16 protein-coding genes are annotated in these 15717 nt (G+C 71.0%); 13 read left to right on the top strand and 3 right to left on the bottom strand.

Going from position 1 to position 15717, the window contains the following annotated elements; all coding sequences use genetic code 11:
* Positions 1-201: 201 nt before the first annotated feature.
* Positions 202-1254: an aldo/keto reductase gene (locus tag ASF89_RS14055; protein WP_235484141.1), complete on the top strand. Its 1053-nt coding sequence runs from the start codon at positions 202-204 to the stop codon at positions 1252-1254.
* Between the two features lie 32 nt (positions 1255-1286).
* Here the strand turns inward: ASF89_RS14055 and ASF89_RS14060 are convergent, their stop codons facing one another.
* Complete coding sequence (locus ASF89_RS14060; RefSeq protein WP_055794860.1) at positions 1287-1901, bottom strand: TetR/AcrR family transcriptional regulator; 615 nt, start codon at positions 1899-1901, stop codon at positions 1287-1289.
* A 221-nt stretch (positions 1902-2122) separates the two neighbouring features.
* Between ASF89_RS14060 and ASF89_RS14065 the strand changes: the two genes are divergently transcribed.
* Complete coding sequence (locus tag ASF89_RS14065) at positions 2123-3499, top strand: pitrilysin family protein (RefSeq protein ID WP_055815981.1); 1377 nt, start codon at positions 2123-2125, stop codon at positions 3497-3499.
* Positions 3500-3513: 14 nt separating this feature from the next.
* Entirely contained in the window at positions 3514-4116 is a 603-nt protein-coding gene (locus ASF89_RS14070) for a histidine phosphatase family protein (protein WP_055795584.1), read from the top strand.
* 30 nt (positions 4117-4146) lie between these two features.
* Here ASF89_RS14070 and ASF89_RS14075 read toward each other — a convergent pair whose 3' ends face one another.
* A complete protein-coding gene (locus tag ASF89_RS14075; RefSeq protein WP_055815984.1) occupies positions 4147-4650 on the bottom strand; it encodes a GNAT family N-acetyltransferase in 504 nt (167 codons plus the stop codon).
* A gap of 52 nt (positions 4651-4702) precedes the next feature.
* Between ASF89_RS14075 and dapB the strand changes: the two genes are divergently transcribed.
* Entirely contained in the window at positions 4703-5437 is a 735-nt protein-coding gene (gene dapB, locus ASF89_RS14080) for a 4-hydroxy-tetrahydrodipicolinate reductase (protein WP_055794867.1), read from the top strand.
* 28 nt (positions 5438-5465) lie between these two features.
* Entirely contained in the window at positions 5466-5912 is a 447-nt protein-coding gene (locus tag ASF89_RS14085; protein ID WP_156463434.1) for a tetratricopeptide repeat protein, read from the top strand.
* Positions 5913-5984: 72 nt separating this feature from the next.
* Here the strand turns inward: ASF89_RS14085 and ASF89_RS14090 are convergent, their stop codons facing one another.
* Positions 5985-6890 carry a TIGR01777 family oxidoreductase gene (locus ASF89_RS14090; protein WP_055794874.1) on the bottom strand — a complete coding sequence of 302 codons (906 nt, stop codon included), beginning with the start codon at positions 6888-6890 and terminating at the stop codon, positions 5985-5987.
* A gap of 151 nt (positions 6891-7041) precedes the next feature.
* Here ASF89_RS14090 and thyX point away from each other — a divergent pair, with 151 nt between their 5' ends.
* The 8 genes from thyX (at position 7042) to ASF89_RS14130 (ending at position 15496) form a co-directional block, all read left to right on the top strand.
* Complete coding sequence (gene thyX / locus ASF89_RS14095) at positions 7042-7809, top strand: FAD-dependent thymidylate synthase (RefSeq protein ID WP_055815987.1); 768 nt, start codon at positions 7042-7044, stop codon at positions 7807-7809.
* A 79-nt stretch (positions 7810-7888) separates the two neighbouring features.
* Complete coding sequence (dapA, locus tag ASF89_RS14100) at positions 7889-8866, top strand: 4-hydroxy-tetrahydrodipicolinate synthase (protein WP_055794879.1); 978 nt, start codon at positions 7889-7891, stop codon at positions 8864-8866.
* A gap of 64 nt (positions 8867-8930) precedes the next feature.
* Entirely contained in the window at positions 8931-10607 is a 1677-nt protein-coding gene (locus ASF89_RS14105) for a ribonuclease J (protein WP_055794882.1), read from the top strand.
* A 122-nt stretch (positions 10608-10729) separates the two neighbouring features.
* Positions 10730-13552, top strand: coding sequence for a DNA translocase FtsK (locus ASF89_RS14110; protein WP_055815990.1), 2823 nt, complete (start codon positions 10730-10732; stop codon positions 13550-13552).
* A 1-nt stretch (position 13553) separates the two neighbouring features.
* The gene (pgsA, locus tag ASF89_RS14115) at positions 13554-14198 is read left to right on the top strand and encodes a CDP-diacylglycerol--glycerol-3-phosphate 3-phosphatidyltransferase (RefSeq protein ID WP_055794887.1); all 645 of its coding nucleotides are present in this window, start codon (positions 13554-13556) and stop codon (positions 14196-14198) included.
* A complete protein-coding gene (locus ASF89_RS14120) occupies positions 14195-14686 on the top strand; it encodes a CinA family protein (RefSeq protein WP_055815993.1) in 492 nt (163 codons plus the stop codon). The genes pgsA and ASF89_RS14120 overlap by 4 nt, the downstream gene beginning before the upstream one ends.
* Before the next feature lie 146 nt (positions 14687-14832).
* Entirely contained in the window at positions 14833-15141 is a 309-nt protein-coding gene (locus ASF89_RS14125; RefSeq protein WP_055794896.1) for a helix-turn-helix domain-containing protein, read from the top strand.
* A gap of 130 nt (positions 15142-15271) precedes the next feature.
* On the top strand, positions 15272-15496 hold the full coding sequence (locus ASF89_RS14130; protein WP_055815997.1) for a DUF3046 domain-containing protein: 225 nt from the start codon (positions 15272-15274) through the stop codon (positions 15494-15496).
* The last annotated feature ends 221 nt before the right edge of the window (positions 15497-15717 follow it).

Consider the following 15717-nt stretch of genomic DNA (forward strand, 5'->3'; position numbering starts at 1 on the left):
GTCGCGGCGGGCTCGTCGGCGTCCGGGGCGCCGACCGGGCCGGTCGGCCGGCGCCCTGCGGCGCGGACGATCCTTCGCGTAACGATTCGGTGCGGCGACGGACGCGATGCGCGCCGGAGCCGTACTCTGACGATGAGGTGCAGACCCCGGCGCCCGTCCAGCTCAGACGGATCGGGGTGCGCCAGCGGAGGAGGAGCGTCGGTGACCGACTCGACGGCCACGTCCGCGCAGGCGGCTGCCGCGGGGCGTCCCGTCGCGACGAGCCGCGGTCAGGCGCCCGGCCGACCGCCCGCGGTCGATCAGGCCACCGTGCCCGTCGATCTCGGCGTCATCCAGCCCCGCCGTCGTCTCGGCACGTCCGATCTCCGGGTCTTCCCCCTGGCGCTCGGCGGCAACGTCTTCGGTTGGACGGCGGATCAGACCGAGACGCGGTCCGTGCTCGACACCTACTTCGATCTGGGCGGCAACTTCGTCGACACGGCCGACTCGTACGCCGGCGGCCGGAGCGAGATCATGATCGGCTCGTGGATGCGCGAGCGCCGGTCCCGCGACGACATGGTCGTCTCGACCAAGGTGGGCAAGAGCGCCGACCACCCCGGGCTCACGCCGAAGGCGATCGAGCGGGCCGTCGAGGCCTCCCTCGAGCGTCTCGGCACCGATCGCATCGATCTGCTCTACCTCCACGTCGACGACACCGAGGTGGCGTTCGAGCGGACCCTCCTCGCCGTCGACCACCTCATCCGGGCCGGCAAGGTCCGGTACTTCGGGGGATCGCACCACTCCGGCAACCGTCTCTACGAGGCGCGGATCGCCGCGGGGATGCTCGGCGTCGCGCCGATGGTCGCGCTGCAGAACCAGTACAACCTGCTGAACCGGGGCGAGTACGAGAAGGGCCTCGCCCGGGTCGCCGCTCAGCTCGGTCTCGGCGTCATGCCGCGCTTCGCGCTGGCCAGCGGATTCCTGTCGGGCAAGTACCGCACACGAGCCGACTTCGCCGGTTCGCAGCGCCGTCCCGACCTCGCGAAGCATCTGAACAAGCGCGGACTCCGGGTCCTCCATGAGCTCGACCGCATCGCCTCGGTGCACGAGGTGTCGACGGCGGCGATCTCGCTGGCGTGGCTGCTGACGAAGCCGAACGTCGTCGCGCCGGTCGCGAGCGCGACCAACGCCAAGCAGGTCTTCGAGCTGACGCAGGCCGTGCGCGTGCAGCTGACGCGCCTCCAGGTCCTCGACCTCGACCGCGCCTCGGCGTAGGAGCGGGGCGGGCCGAGGAGGCGCGGAGCGCGTCAGGCGGAGAGCAGCCGTTCCGCCGTGCGCCTCAGGGCCGCGGAGGCGGCGATCGCGTCACCGGCGTACGCGCCGACCTCGGCGCCGTCGAGGGCCAGCTGGAAGTCGTCGGCGGCGTCGCCGGGCATCGGGTGGCCGGCGCTCTTGAAGAGCTCGACGAGTGCGTCGGTGAGCCATTCCCGATGCTCGTTGATCGCGATCCGGACGGGGTGGGTCGGGTCGCTGAACTCGGCGGCCGCGTTCGCGTAGGCGCTGCCGCGGAACCGCGGATCCTGGAGACGGGTGGCGGACGCGTCGACGAGGCGGCGCACGGCGTCGACCCCGTCGCCCGCCGAGGCGACGATGGCCGCCAGGGTCTCGACGTCGCGTTCGTGCCGGACGGCCAGGAACTGCAGGACGAGCGTGTCCTTGGCGCCGAAGTGCTTGTAGAACGTGGCCTTCGTCACCGACGACTCGGCGATCAGACGGTCGACGCCCACCACGCGGATGCCCTCGTCGTAGAAGAGGCGGTCGGCGGTCGTGAGTACGCGGGCCCGAGCGCCGGGAGTCGTCTGGTCGGCACGAGGGCGGCCAGGGAGACGCTGGACGGCCGGTTGGGGGGAATCGACCGTCACAGCGTGGCTCCTTGGGACATATCGGCTTAGAGCCGCGTGGGGGACGCACGCTCCGGACCGCATGACATGTCCGACCAGCCGCCGCGGCCGTCTCTCGTGGGGGGGACGGGTCGACCGCGGTAGACACGACTGTAACACCGATGAGGACAGACGCACCCGTCTGTTTGTCCGCATCACGTCCCCCACTTCGGGTGTCAGGGGCGAGCGGTAGGCTCGCACCGATGAACGGACCGGTCCTGCTGCCCCTCGACGAGGTCGAGCTCTCCTTCGACGCGACGGGCGGTTCCCTCGTCCGACGGACCGTCCTCCCGACGGGGCTGCGCATCCTGAGCGAGAGCATGCCCGGGGCCCGCAGCGCGACCGTCGGCTTCTGGGTCGCCGTCGGCAGTCGCGACGAGGGCGAGGGTGACCGCGGGTCGACCCACTTCCTCGAGCACCTCCTCTTCAAGGGCACCCCGACCCGGTCGGCGCTCGACATCGCCGTGGCCTTCGAGTCGGTCGGGGGCGAGCACAACGCCGCGACCGGCAAAGAGAGCACCTGCTACTACGCGAGGGTCCGCGACGTCGACCTCGACGACGCCGTCGACGCGCTCGCCGACATGGTCACCTCGTCCGTCCTCGATCCCGGCGAGTTCGAGACCGAGCGCGGGGTCATCCTCGACGAGCTCGCGATGGCCGACGACGACCCGAGCGACGTCGGCGGCGAGCGTCTCTTCGAGTCGGTCTTCGGCGACCACGCGCTGGGTCGACCCATCGGCGGGTCGCCCGAGAGCATCCGGGCGGCCTCGCGTGACGAGGTGTACCGCCACTACCTGCGCACCTACCGACCCCGAGACCTGGTCGTCACGGTCGCCGGGGCCGTCGACCACGACCGCCTCGTCGATCGCCTCCGCGTCGCCATGACCCGCTCTGACTGGTCGACCGACGCCGCCTCCCCGGTGGCGCGGCGATCGGCGTCCGACCCCGGTGGCGAGGCGGCTCCCGGCCAGGGCGAGCCGCTCGTCGTCGTGCGTCGACCCCTCGAGCAGACCACGCTCCTCCTCGGCGTCCCGGGTCTGCCCGTGACCGACGAGCGCCGCTCGGCGATGGCCGTGCTGAACTCCGTCCTCGGCGGCGGCATGTCGTCGCGCCTGTTCCAAGAGGTGCGCGAGCGTCGCGGTCTGGCCTACTCCGTCTACTCGTTCGCTCCCAGCTACTCCGACGCGGGTCTGTTCGGCCTGTACGCCGGGTGCGCGCCGGCCAACGTCGGCGACGTCGCGCGTCTCATGCTCGAGCAGCTCGACGCCGTCGCCACCGATGGCATCACCGCCGACGAGCACCGTCGGGCCCTCGGTCAGCTGGGCGGTGCTGCGGCTCTGGCGCTCGAAGACAGCGACACCCGCATGAACCGCCTCGGGCGCGCCGAGCTGTCGATGGGTGAGTTCGTCGACCTCGACGCCTCCCTGACGCGACTCGCGGCCGTAGCCCTCGACGACGTCCGCGATCTGGCGGCCACGCTGCGATCGGGGCCGTTGTCGACCGTGGTCGTGGGCGAGGTCGACGAGTCGACGCTGCCCGTGCCCGCGACGACGTCCGCCTCGTCGTCCGTCCTTCCATGAATCAGGAGACAACGGTGTCCCACTACCTCTACCTCGTCCGTCACGGCGAACAGCAGGACGCCGAGCACGGGCTGCCCGACGGTCCGCTCTCCGAACGCGGCAAGCGGCAGGCGCGGCTGATCGCCGAGCGCCTCGGCGGGGTGCCTTTCGACGCAGCCTGGCACTCGCCCCTCGAGCGCGCCGCCGAGACGGCCCGCATCATGACCGAGCGCCTCCCGGCGCTCGAGTCGCAGCCCTCGACGCTCCTGTTCGACTGCGTCCCGTCCGGGCCGACCCCCGACATGCCCTCGTCGTACAAGCCGTTCTTCGGCGGGGTGACCGAAGAGGAGATCGAGGCGGGTCAGGCGCAGATGGCCGACGCCGTCTCCGAGTGGCTGACCCCGGCCCGCGAAGACCGTCACGACCTGCTGATCACGCACAACTTCGTCATCGGCTGGTTCGTCCGAGAGGTCTTCGGCGCTCCGGCCTGGCGGTGGATGGGCGTCAACCAGGCCAACGCCGGTCTGACCATCATCCGCGTCCGCTCGGCCAAGCCGCCGGAGCTCGTCACCCACAACGACCTCGGGCATCTGCCCGTCGAGCTCCGCACGGGCCTCCCGGTCGATCAGTCGATCTGACCCCGTCGCGGGCGGTCCGTCAGCGACCCGTCAGCGGACTGGCCGGCCGTACCACGACGTGGCGTTCGGATTGTCGTTGTAGGGCTCGATGAGCGAGTAGCCCGCGGCGCGATACAGTCCGCCGGCCGCCTCGAGGCTGTCGTTCGTGTCGAGGACGAGCTCGTCGGCCCCGAGGGCGATCGCACGTCGCTCGAGCTCGACGAGCACCTGGCGACCGAGTCCGCGCCCGCGGGCGTCGGGACGCACGAACAGGTGCTTGACCTCGTAGCGCACGCGTCCGTCGGGTCCGCTCTCGAGACGGCGGACGCCGCCGCACGCGAGGGCGCGGACGGCCTCGTCCGGCGCCTCGGCGTCGTCGTCGGTCGTCACGACCACGAAGACGCCGGCCGGGGGAGTGAAGGTCGCATCGACCGGGTTCGCCGTGTGATAGCTGCCCTGCGTCACCGGGAACGTCGCGGCGCGCTCGGCGAAGTACTCCGACAGCAGCGAGGAGGCGGGGGTCGAGCTCACGGGCATCTCGCGGAATCGAGGCATCCCCCGATCGTATTCGACGGCCCGGCGGTCGTCGCGCCGGTAGGTTTGGCTCATGACTTCCCGCATCGCCGTCGTCGGGGCCACGGGCACGCTCGGCGGCTTCATCGTCGATCTGATCGAGCGGACGCCCGATCTCGAACTCCACGCCGGGCTGTCGTCGAGAGACGATCTCGACCTCGTCGTCGGGGCCGATCTCGTCGTCGACGTCACCCACCCCGCGGTGAGCCCCGGCATCGTCGAGCACGTCGTGCGCGCGGGGCTGCCGGTGCTCGTCGGCACGTCGGGGTGGAGCGCGGAACGCATCGCCCGACTCCGCACCGTGGTGGCGGACGTCGCGGGCCCGGGTGTCCTCGTCGTGCCGAACTTCTCGCTGGGCTCGGTCCTCGCGACCCGCTTCGCGACGATGGCGGCCCGGTTCTACGAGTCGGTCGAGATCGTCGAAACCCACCACCCGGCGAAGGCCGACTCGCCCTCGGGCACGGCCGTCCGCACGGCCGAGCTGATCGCCGAGGCGCGTCGCGACCTCGGGCCGGTGTCGGCCCCCTCGTCCGATCAGCGCGCCCGCGGACAGCAGGTCGCGAGCGTCCCCGTCCACAGCCTCCGCCTGCGCGGCGTGACCGCTCGTCAGGAGGTCGTCTTCGGCGGCGAGGGGGAGACCCTCACCCTCACGCACGACACGCTCTCGCAGCGTGCCTACGAGCAGGGTCTGCTCGTCGCGATGGGTGCCGCCCCCTCCGTCAGCGGGGTCGTCGTCGGCCTCGACAGCGTGCTGCCGCTCGACCGATGACGGCGCTCGCCTCCCCGCAGGCCACCCGGTGAAGGGTCGTGTCGGCGCCCTGGTGATGGCCGCGCTGCTGGTGCTCTACATCGTGCTGGTCGGTCAGCGCGCCCTGGCGCTCTTCGCCACCGGAGAGGGGGTCGCCATCGGTCTGGGCGTCGGTCTCGTCATCCTGCCGCTGCTCGGGGTGTTCGCCCTGGTGGCCGAGATCCGCTTCGGTCTCGCGACGCAGTCGATGGTGCGCGAGCTGCGTGACGCCGGCGAGCTGCCCGTCGACGACGTCCCCCGGCGACCGTCCGGCCGTTACGACCGGGTCGCCGCCGACGCCGCGTTCCCGGCCTATCGCGAGGCGGTCGAGGAGTCTCCCGACGACTACCGCGCGTGGTTCCGGCTCGGTCTCGCCTACGACGCCTGCGGCGACCGCCGCCGGGCACGGCAGGCGATCCGCTGGTCGCTGACGCTGAGGCGTCGCGGGCCCTCCTGACGCGTCGGCCCCCCTGTCGGGGTCGTCGCGACCCGCGCCTCCTCGGGTCCGACGACGGCCGACCGGGTCGGGTCAGAGACGAGCGGTGAGCGCGTCGACGGCCTCGTCGACCGTCGTGTGCCGGAACGCGAACCCGTCGGCCAGCAGCTTCTCGGGGACGACCTGCTGGCTGGGCAGGAGCAGCTCGCGTCCGGCCTCCCGCATCGCCGTCGAGATGACGGACTCCGGCACCCGCAAGGCGTAGGGCCGCTTCAGGTCGTGCGCGAGGCGGCGGGTGAGGGCGTCGCTCGTGGCGGGGGTGGGTCCGGCGAGGTTGACGGGCCCGGCGAGGTCGGAGGTCATGAGGTGGACGATCGCGGCGGCCTCGTCGTGGAGGCTGATCCACGGCCAGAACTGGTCGCCGGTGCCGAGACGGGACCCGAGTCCGAGGCGGGTGAGCGGGAGGAGGGGCGCGAGGGCGCCGCCGGGGCCCACCACGAGACCCGTCCTCAGGGTGACGACGCGGACGCCGTCCGGCGCCGTGTGCGCGGTGCGCTCCCACTCGTCGACGACGTCGCTGAGGAACCCCGTCCCGCGGGCGCTCGCCTCGGTCAGCCGGTCGCCCGGGCGATCACCGTAGATGCCGACGGCTGATCCGCTCAGGAAGGTCGCGGGCGGCGTCGAGGCCGCCCGCATGCCGGCGACGAGGGTGCGGGTGGCGTCGACCCGCGATCCGGCGATCTGCTTCTTGTAGCCGTGCGTCCACGGCAGACGGCCGAGGGAGGCGCCCGACAGGTTCACGACGACGTCGGCGCGGTCGAGGAGGGTCGTGTCGATCACGCCGGCGGAGGGGATCCAGGTGAACTGCGACTCGTCTCGGGGCTCGCCGCGGACCAGCGAGAGCACGGTGTGACCGGCGGCGCGCAGCTGGGCGCCGAGCTCCGTGCCGATCAGGCCGGAGGCTCCGGCGACGAGGACCGTCCGGGGGGCGTCGTTCATGGTTCCTGCTCTCGATCGGCGGGGCGCACGGGCGCGCCCTCCTCGGGAGCCTAGGCGCGCCTCCTCGGTGACGACCGGGTGCCGAGGAGGCGCGGCGCCGGTCGCTCGCGCGCCACCGGCCCGTCCCGGGTCCGGTTGTAGAGTCGACGCCGTGACCGATGCAGAACCCCTCGCCCCGTCCGCCCCCGAGCCCGCCGTCGAGTTCCGCTCCGACGTGACCGTCGAGCTGGTGCGCTCGAGCGCCCACGACTCCGACGTCCTCTTCGCCGCGCGCGTGTCGACCATGGGGGAGCTGACCCTCGAGGGCGCTCAGGCCTCGGCCGACGGCGCTCAGGCGACCAAGGGCGCCGGGCTCATCAACTACCTGATGCGCGATCGCCACGGTTCGCCGTTCGAGCACAACTCGATGACGTTCTACGTCCAGGCGCCGATCTTCGTCTTCCGCGAGTTCATGCGGCACCGCATGGCCAGCTACAACGAGGAGAGCGGGCGCTACCGCGAGCTGAACCCGGTCTTCTACGTGCCCTCCGAGCACCGCAACCTGCAGCAGGTCGGCAAGCCCGGCGCCTACGACTTCCTGCCCGGCACGCCCGAGCAGAGCGCGCTGGTCCGCGCCGAGACCGAGCAGACGTCGCGCGAGGCGTACACCTCGTACAAGCGCATGCTCGACGCGGGCGTCGCCCGTGAGGTCGCGCGCATCGTGCTGCCCCTGAACATCTACTCGTCGATGTACGTGACGGTCAACGCGCGTTCGCTCATGAACTTCCTGAGTCTCCGCACGAAGCGCGAGGGCACGCATTTCCCGTCGTTCCCCCAGCGCGAGATCGAGATGTGCGCCGAGAAGATGGAGGACATCTGGGCGGAGCTCATGCCCCTGACCTACGCGGCCTTCGGCACCAACGGACGCGTCGCGCCCTGACACCCGGCCCGGCGGGGGCGGGGCCGACGCACCGGCCCGCACCCGCCGGTCGTCCGACCGGAGCCAGTACGCTGTCTCCGTGTCGAACATCAGCAACCCCTTCGGTCAAGTACTCGTCGCCCTCGTCACCCCCTTCACCGCCGACGGCGAGGTCGACTGGCCCGCCGTCGAGAAGCACATCGACGACTGCATCACGGCCGGGGCCGACGGCATCGTCGTGACGGGCACCACCGGCGAGACCAGCACGCTGACCGACCCCGAGAAGCTCCGGCTCGTCGAGGTCGGCAAGTCGGTGGCCGCCGGCCGCGCCAAGATCATCACGGGGGGCGGGTCGAACGAGACCGCCCATGCGATCCAGCTCTACAAGGCCAGCGAGAAGGCCGGGGCCGACGGCGTCATGATCGTCACGCCGTACTACAACAAGCCGACCCAGGCCGGCGTTCTCACCCACTTCCGCATGATCGCCGACGCGACCGACCTGCCGGTCATCCTCTACGACATCCCCGGGCGCACGGGCATCCCGATCAAGTACGAGACCCTGCTCCGAGCGGCGAAGCACCCCAACATCGTGGCCGTCAAAGACGCCAAGGGCGATTTCGCCGAGGTCAGCCGGGTGCTGAACCAGACCGACCTGCTGTACTTCTCCGGCGACGACGCCAACGTGCTGCCGCATCTCGCCATCGGCGCGTCGGGCCTCATCGGCGTCACCGCCAACATCGCCGCCGCCCCGTACCGCACGATCATCGACGCGGTGAACGCCGGCGACCTGCACACGGCCACGCAGGCGCACCAGATGCTCGAGCCGCTCGTCCGCGCCGTCATGACGCACGTGCCCGGGACCGTCGCCGCCAAGTACATCCTCCACGGCCTCGGCCGCATCTCGAGCCCGCGCGTCCGCCTCCCGCTCGTCGGTCCCGAAGACAGCGAGGCCGCGCTGATCGAAGACGAGCTGTCGCACGTGGGCGCCATCCCGGGTCTCGACCTCAGCCGCTTCCGACCCGATCGCAACGCCGCAGCGGGCGGGGCGCTGCCGAAGGTGCACGGCACGACCCGCTGAGCCGCGCCTCCTCGGTCCCGTCGTCCCGTCGGGTGCGATCCTCTCCCCATCATCGAAGGAACAGATGTCCACGACGATCCAGATCCCGCCGGCGCTCGAGAGCGGAACGCTGCGGGTGATCCCCGTGGGGGGTCTGGGCGAGATCGGTCGCAACATGACCGTCTACGAGATCGACGGCAAGCTCCTGGTCGTGGACTGCGGCGTGCTCTTCCCCGAAGAGCACCAGCCGGGCGTCGATCTGATCCTGCCCGACTTCTCGCCCATCCGAGACCGCCTCGACGACATCCTCGCGGTCGTCCTGACGCACGGGCACGAAGACCACATCGGAGCCGTGCCCTACCTCCTGAGACTGCGCGCCGACATCCCGCTCATCGGGTCGCAACTGACGCTCGCCCTCATCGAGGCGAAGCTCAAAGAGCACCGCATCAGCCCCTACACGCTGACCGTCGCGGAGGGCGGGCGCGAGACCCTCGGCCCCTTCGAGCTCGAGTTCGTCGCCGTGAACCACTCGATCCCCGACGCCCTCGCCGTCGCGATCCGGACCTCCGCCGGACTCGTGCTGCACACGGGCGACTTCAAGATGGACCAGCTGCCCCTCGACGGGCGCATCACCGATCTGCGTGCCTTCGCCCGGCTGGGCGAAGAGGGCGTCGACCTGTTCCTGCCCGACTCGACGAACGCCGACGTGCCGGGCTTCACGGCCCTCGAGCGCGACATCGGGCCCGTGCTCGACGACGTCATCCGGCGCGCTCCGAGGCGGGTCGTCGTCGCGAGCTTCTCCAGTCACGTCCACCGGGTGCAGCAGGTCCTCGACGCGGCCCACGCCAACGGTCGGCGCGTGGCCTTCATGGGCCGGTCCATGGTGCGCAACATGGCCATCGCCGCCGATCTCGGTTACCTGAGCGTGCCCGACGGCGTGCTCATCGACGCCAAGAAGGCACGCGACCTCCCCGACGACCGCATCGTGTACATGAGCACGGGGTCGCAGGGCGAGCCGATGGCCGTCCTCGCCCGCATGGCGAACCTCGAGCACCAGATCGAGATCGGCGCCGACGACACCGTCATCCTCGCCTCGAGTCTCATCCCCGGCAACGAGAACGCCGTCTACCGCGTCATCGACGGGCTGACGAAGCTCGGCGCGAAGGTGGTGCACAAGGGCAACGCCAAGGTGCACGTCTCCGGGCACGCCTCGGCGGGCGAGCTCCTCTACTGCTACAACGTGCTGCGGCCGAAGAATGTCATGCCGGTCCACGGCGAGCACCGGCATCTGTACGCCAACGCGGCCCTCGCCGTCCGGACGGGAGTCCCCGAGGCGAGCACCATCCTGGGGCAGGACGGCGTCGTGGTCGATCTGCGAGACGGCGTCGCCCGTGTCGTGGGTCAGCTCGATCTCGGCTACGTGTACGTCGACGGGTCGACCGTCGGCGAGATCACGGACGCCGACCTCAAAGACCGGCGGATCCTCGCCGAGGAGGGCTTCATCTCGGTCTTCGTGGCCATCGACGCGGCGACCGGGCGAGTGGTCGTCGGACCCGAGATCCAGTCCCGGGGCTTCGCCGAAGACGAGCGGGTCTTCGACGACGTCGCCCCGAAGATCGTCGCCGCCCTCGCCGAGGCGGCCGAGAACGGGACCCGCGACACCCACGCCTTCAGCCAGGTCGTCCGACGGACCGTCGGTCGGTGGGTCAACACCCAGCACCGCCGTCGCCCGATGATCGTGCCGGTGGTCATCAGCGCCTAGGCCGTGGCCGGTCGCGGCCCAGCCGGTCGACGGCCCCGGCGGAGCCGCGGCGGGCGGGCCCCGTGCCTGACACACGCGACCGCATCCGACCGGCGTCGGTGGGGGACTGTACCGTGGAGCCCATGGCCACGCCCACGAAGTCGACCCCGCGCACCCGCTCGGGCTCCCGTGCGTCCTCGGCGCGTGACGCGACCAAGGCCACCAAGAAGCTCCCCGCCGCCCCGGCTCCCGCTCCGGTCCGAGAGGGGCCCAACCCCCTCGCATCGGCCTGGATGGGTCTCGCCCACATGACCGGCGCCGCGTTCCGGCTCCTCGGCAGAGAGACCCTCGACAAGAGCGAGCGCCGCGACGGCGTGCCGTTCTTCCTCGTCCTGCTCGCGATCGCGGGCGGGGTCGTCGAATGGCTCAACCCCACGAGCCCCGTCGCCATGGGCTTCGACGCCTACACCTTCGGCGGTCTCTTCGGGCGGGTGGCGTACGCCCTCCCGGTCATCATGATCCTCTTCGCGGGATGGCTGTTCCGCCACCCGTCGTCGGTTCACGACAACACCCGCATCGGCATCGGCCTCGGCCTCTCGCTCGTTTCCATCAGCGCGCTCTGCCACATCTTCGGCGGTCAGCCCGAGGCGTCCGAGGGGATGCCCGCTCTGGCCACCGGCGGCGGGGTCCTCGGCTGGGTGGTCGCGTCGTGGCTCGTCGCCCTCGCGACCGAGTGGGTGGCGGTGCCGCTGGTCGTCGTGCTCCTGGCGTTCTCGATCCTGATCATCACGAAGACGCCGCCGAACCGCATCGGTCGTCGCCTCGGCGAGCTGTACGGGTACCTCTTCGGCGAGACCGTCGACGAGCGGTCGGCGGCGCAGGCCGCGGACTCGGGCGACGCCGAGGGCGAACCCGAGTCCCTGCCGTGGTGGCGGCGCAACCCGGGCCAGCGAGAAGACGACCCCGCCTACGACACTCCGCTCGTCCGTCCGGCGGCGGCCACCGCTCCCACCGAGACCCTGGGGCGTCGCAAGAAGCGCAGACCCGTCTTCGAAGAGGCCGAACCCGCGTCGCCCGCCGAGGCCAGGGCCCCCCGCGACTCCCCGGCGACGGCCGAGACCGACGTCTTCTCGACGGATCTCCTCGCCGATCTCGACCGTGCCGAAGAGGCCGTCCGTGCCCAGGGGATCGACATCCCCCTCGATCCGGAGCCCACCGCCACGACCGTCCTCCCCGTCCCCGGGGTGCTGCCGGGCGAGGGCGAGAGCGACGCCGCAGCCGAGTTCCTCGCTCCCGACCCCGACGAGGCCGCGCCCCCGTCGCTCGAGACGGCCGACCCCTCCTCCGCCGACGTCGAACCGTACCGGCTCCCCGCCGTCACCACCCTGGCGGTCGGCGAGCCGGCCAAGGCCCGCAGCGAGGCCAACGACGCCATCGTGGCCTCCATCACATCCGTGCTCGACCAGTTCAACGTCGACGCCAAGGTGACCGGCCTCAAGCGCGGTCCGACCGTGACCCGCTACGAGATCGAGCTCGGCCCCGGGGTCAAGGTCGAGCGGGTGACGGCGTTGACCAAGAACCTCGCCTACGCCGTCGCGTCGAACGAGGTCCGCATCCTGTCGCCGATCCCCGGCAAGAGCGCCATCGGCGTCGAGATCCCGAACACCGACAAGGAGATCGTGGCGCTCGGCGACGTGCTCCGGTCGTCCGCAGCCGCCAAGAGCACGCACCCGATGACCATCGGCGTGGGCAAGGACGTCGAAGGCGGCTACGTCGTCGCGAACCTCGCGAAGATGCCGCACCTCCTCGTCGCGGGCGCCACGGGCTCCGGCAAGTCCAGCTTCGTGAACTCGATGATCACCTCGCTGCTGATGCGGGCCAAGCCCGCCGACGTCCGCATGGTCCTCATCGACCCGAAGCGGGTCGAGCTGTCGATCTACGCCGGCGTCCCTCACCTCATCACGCCCATCATCACGAACCCCAAGAAGGCCGCCGAGGCCCTCCAGTGGGTCGTCAAAGAGATGGACATGCGGTACGACGACCTGGCGAGCTTCGGGTTCCGTCACATCGACGACTTCAACCGAGCCGTCGTCAACGACGAGATCGTCCTGCCTGCCGGCAGCGCGCGGACCCTCAAGCCGTACCCGTACCTCCTCGTGGTCGTCGACGAGCTGGCGGACCTCATGATGGTCGCGCCCCGCGACGTCGAAGACAGCATCGTCCGCATCACCCAGCTGGCCCGGGCCTCGGGCATCCACCTCGTCCTCGCGACGCAGCGCCCCTCCGTCGACGTCGTGACGGGGCTCATCAAGGCCAACGTGCCCTCCCGCTTCGCCTTCGCCGTGTCGAGCGTCACCGACTCCCGGGTCATCCTCGACCAGCCGGGCGCCGACAAGCTCATCGGCCAGGGCGACGGTCTCTTCCTGCCCATGGGCGCCTCCAAGGCCATGCGCGTCCAGGGCGCCTGGGTGCAAGAGAGCGAGATCGCCCAGGTCGTCGCCCACGTGACGCGTCAGGCCCGACCCGACTACCGACCCGACGTCGCGGCCGTCGTCGAGAAGAAGGAGATCGACGGCGACATCGGCGACGATCTCGAACTCCTGCTCGCGGCGGCCGAGCTGGTCGTCAGCACGCAGTTCGGCTCCACGTCCATGCTGCAGCGCAAGCTCCGGGTCGGCTTCGCCAAGGCCGGCCGCCTGATGGACCTCATGGAGTCCCGCGACATCGTCGGACCTTCCGAGGGCTCGAAGGCGCGCGACGTCCTCGTGACCACCGAGCAGCTGCCCGGCGTGCTCGCGAAGATCCGTGGCGGCGACTCCGGTCCGAGCGGTCACGGGCGCCCGGGCGCCTCCTCGTCCTCTTCGGCGATCGACGACGATCCGGTCGAGGCGATGACGCGCGGGTACGCCGAGGTCGACGACGACGAGGGGTCGGAAGACGCCTGGAACCTGACGGGACGAGACTGACGTGACCCACGACGACCGCACCGACGGCGCACCGCGAGGCGCGACCTTCCCCTTCCGCGGGCGCATCGCCAGCAAGGGGCCGGGCCCCGCCAGCACGGCCAACATCGCCAACATCATCACCGTGGTGCGCATCCTCATGGCGCCGCTCTTCATGGCGTGGCTCCTCGTCGACGACGGGGCCGATGGCTCCCTCCGCATCGCCGCGGCGATCCTCTTCGTGGTCGCCATCCTCACGGACAGCCTCGACGGCATGCTGGCGCGAGGGCTGGACCTGGTCACGGACTTCGGCAAGATCGTCGATCCGATCGCCGACAAGGTCCTCATCGGGGGCGCCCTCGTCTCGCTCTCGATCCTGGGCGAGCTGCCCTGGTGGGTCACCGTCCTGATCCTCGTCCGCGAGATCGGCATCACCGTCTTCCGGTTCGCCGTGATCCGGGACCGCGTCATCCCTGCCTCGCGAGGGGGGAAGCTCAAGACCGTCCTCCAGGCCGTCGCGGTCACCCTGGCGCTCTTCCCCCTCTGGAACCTCCTCGGCGAGGGCATGCACTGGGTCAACGGGGTCCTCATGACGGCCGCGGTCGTCGCGACGGTCGTCTCGGGGCTCGACTACCTGCGCGTCGCCGCCAAGCACGGTCGCTCGTCGTGACCGAGGCGAGCGACGTCGTCGCCGAGCTGACGCGTCGTCGGCTCACTCTCGGAGTGAGCGAGTCGTTGACAGGCGGGCTCCTCGTCGCGGAGCTCATCTCGGTCCCCGGGGCGTCGGCGGTCGTCCGCGGTGGCGTCGTGGCCTACCAGACGGAGCTCAAGCACACGCTCCTCGGCGTCGACGAGGCCCTGCTCCATCTTCGCGGCCCGGTCGATCCCGAGGTCGCCCGCTCCATGGCGGTCGGCGTGCGCCGCGCGGTCGAGACAGGCGGAACCCGCACCGACATCGGTCTGGCGACGACCGGGGTCGCTGGGCCCGAACCGCAGAGCGGCCACGATCCCGGCGTCGTCTTCGTGGGGCTCTCGTGGGGCGACGAGAGCCGTGTGGTCGCACTCGACCTGTCCGGCGACCGCGAGGCCATCCGACGGGCGACCGTCTCCGAATCACTCTCGGCGCTGTATTCCTGGCTCGTCGAGACGAGGGAATAGTCCGCGTTTCGGTCTCGTTACATCTGACAGGTTCACAAGAGTCGCACAGTCCCTGCTGGTTACAGTTACAGCCAACTGCGCTTCAGTGTCACCATCCCACCTCAGATAATCCCGTCAGGGTGGGCGTTCGTACGGAGGAGGGTCCCATGGTTCTGGTTCGACAAGAAATCGGTGACGTCCTCCGCGACTTCCGCCTGCAGAAGGGGCGCACGCTCCGACAGGTCGCCAGCAAGGCCAGCGTGGCTCTCGGCTACCTGAGCGAGGTCGAGCGTGGTCAGAAAGAGGCCAGCTCCGAGATCCTCGCCTCGGTCGCCGACGCTCTCGAGACCCCCATCTCGGTCATCATGCGCGAGGTGGGCGACCGGATGGCCGTCATCGAGGGGCTCAATCCGATCCCCGACACGCTCCCCGACGACCTCGTCGCCGAGTTCGACACCGATCTCGCGGTCCGCTGAACCGACCCTCGTCCCGAACGCCCCCGGTCCTCCGCCGGGGGCGTTCGGCGTCCGGGCAGCTGCCCGGCTGCGAGGAGGCGCGTGCTCGTGATCCGCACCGCCCACCTCGACCACGCGGTAGCCTCCGGTGATGCGTAAGAGCGAGTTCGCCCGGGCCGTCGACGACCAGTTCGGCGAGGCCTACGGCCGTGTCCTGCTCCGAGATCTGGTCATGTCCGCCGTGGGCGAGCGGACCGCCGAGCAGGCACTGGCGGCGGGCGTCCCGCCCCGGGACGTCTGGCTCGCGCTGTGCGACGCCGAGGGCGTGCCGGAGTCCCGACGTCATGGTGCGGGACTCCCGACTCCCAAGCGCTGAGGCCCGGCCCGGTCGCCGCCCTCGACGTCCGACTCGCGCGGATGTTCGACACGCCGCGCGTCCACGGTCGAACATGTGTTCGCACCGGTGATAGCGTCCTCCACAGGGCCTGATCGGTCCGAGAACGCCACAGGCTCCTGCCGTACCGGCTCCGATGTCGGTGGTCGCCCGTAGCTTTCTCGTATCGACGTTCCCGCCGCCGGAGTCACCGGCGGCACCAG

Source organism: Frigoribacterium sp. Leaf172, from assembly GCF_001424285.1.
Lineage (GTDB): Bacteria > Actinomycetota > Actinomycetes > Actinomycetales > Microbacteriaceae > Frigoribacterium.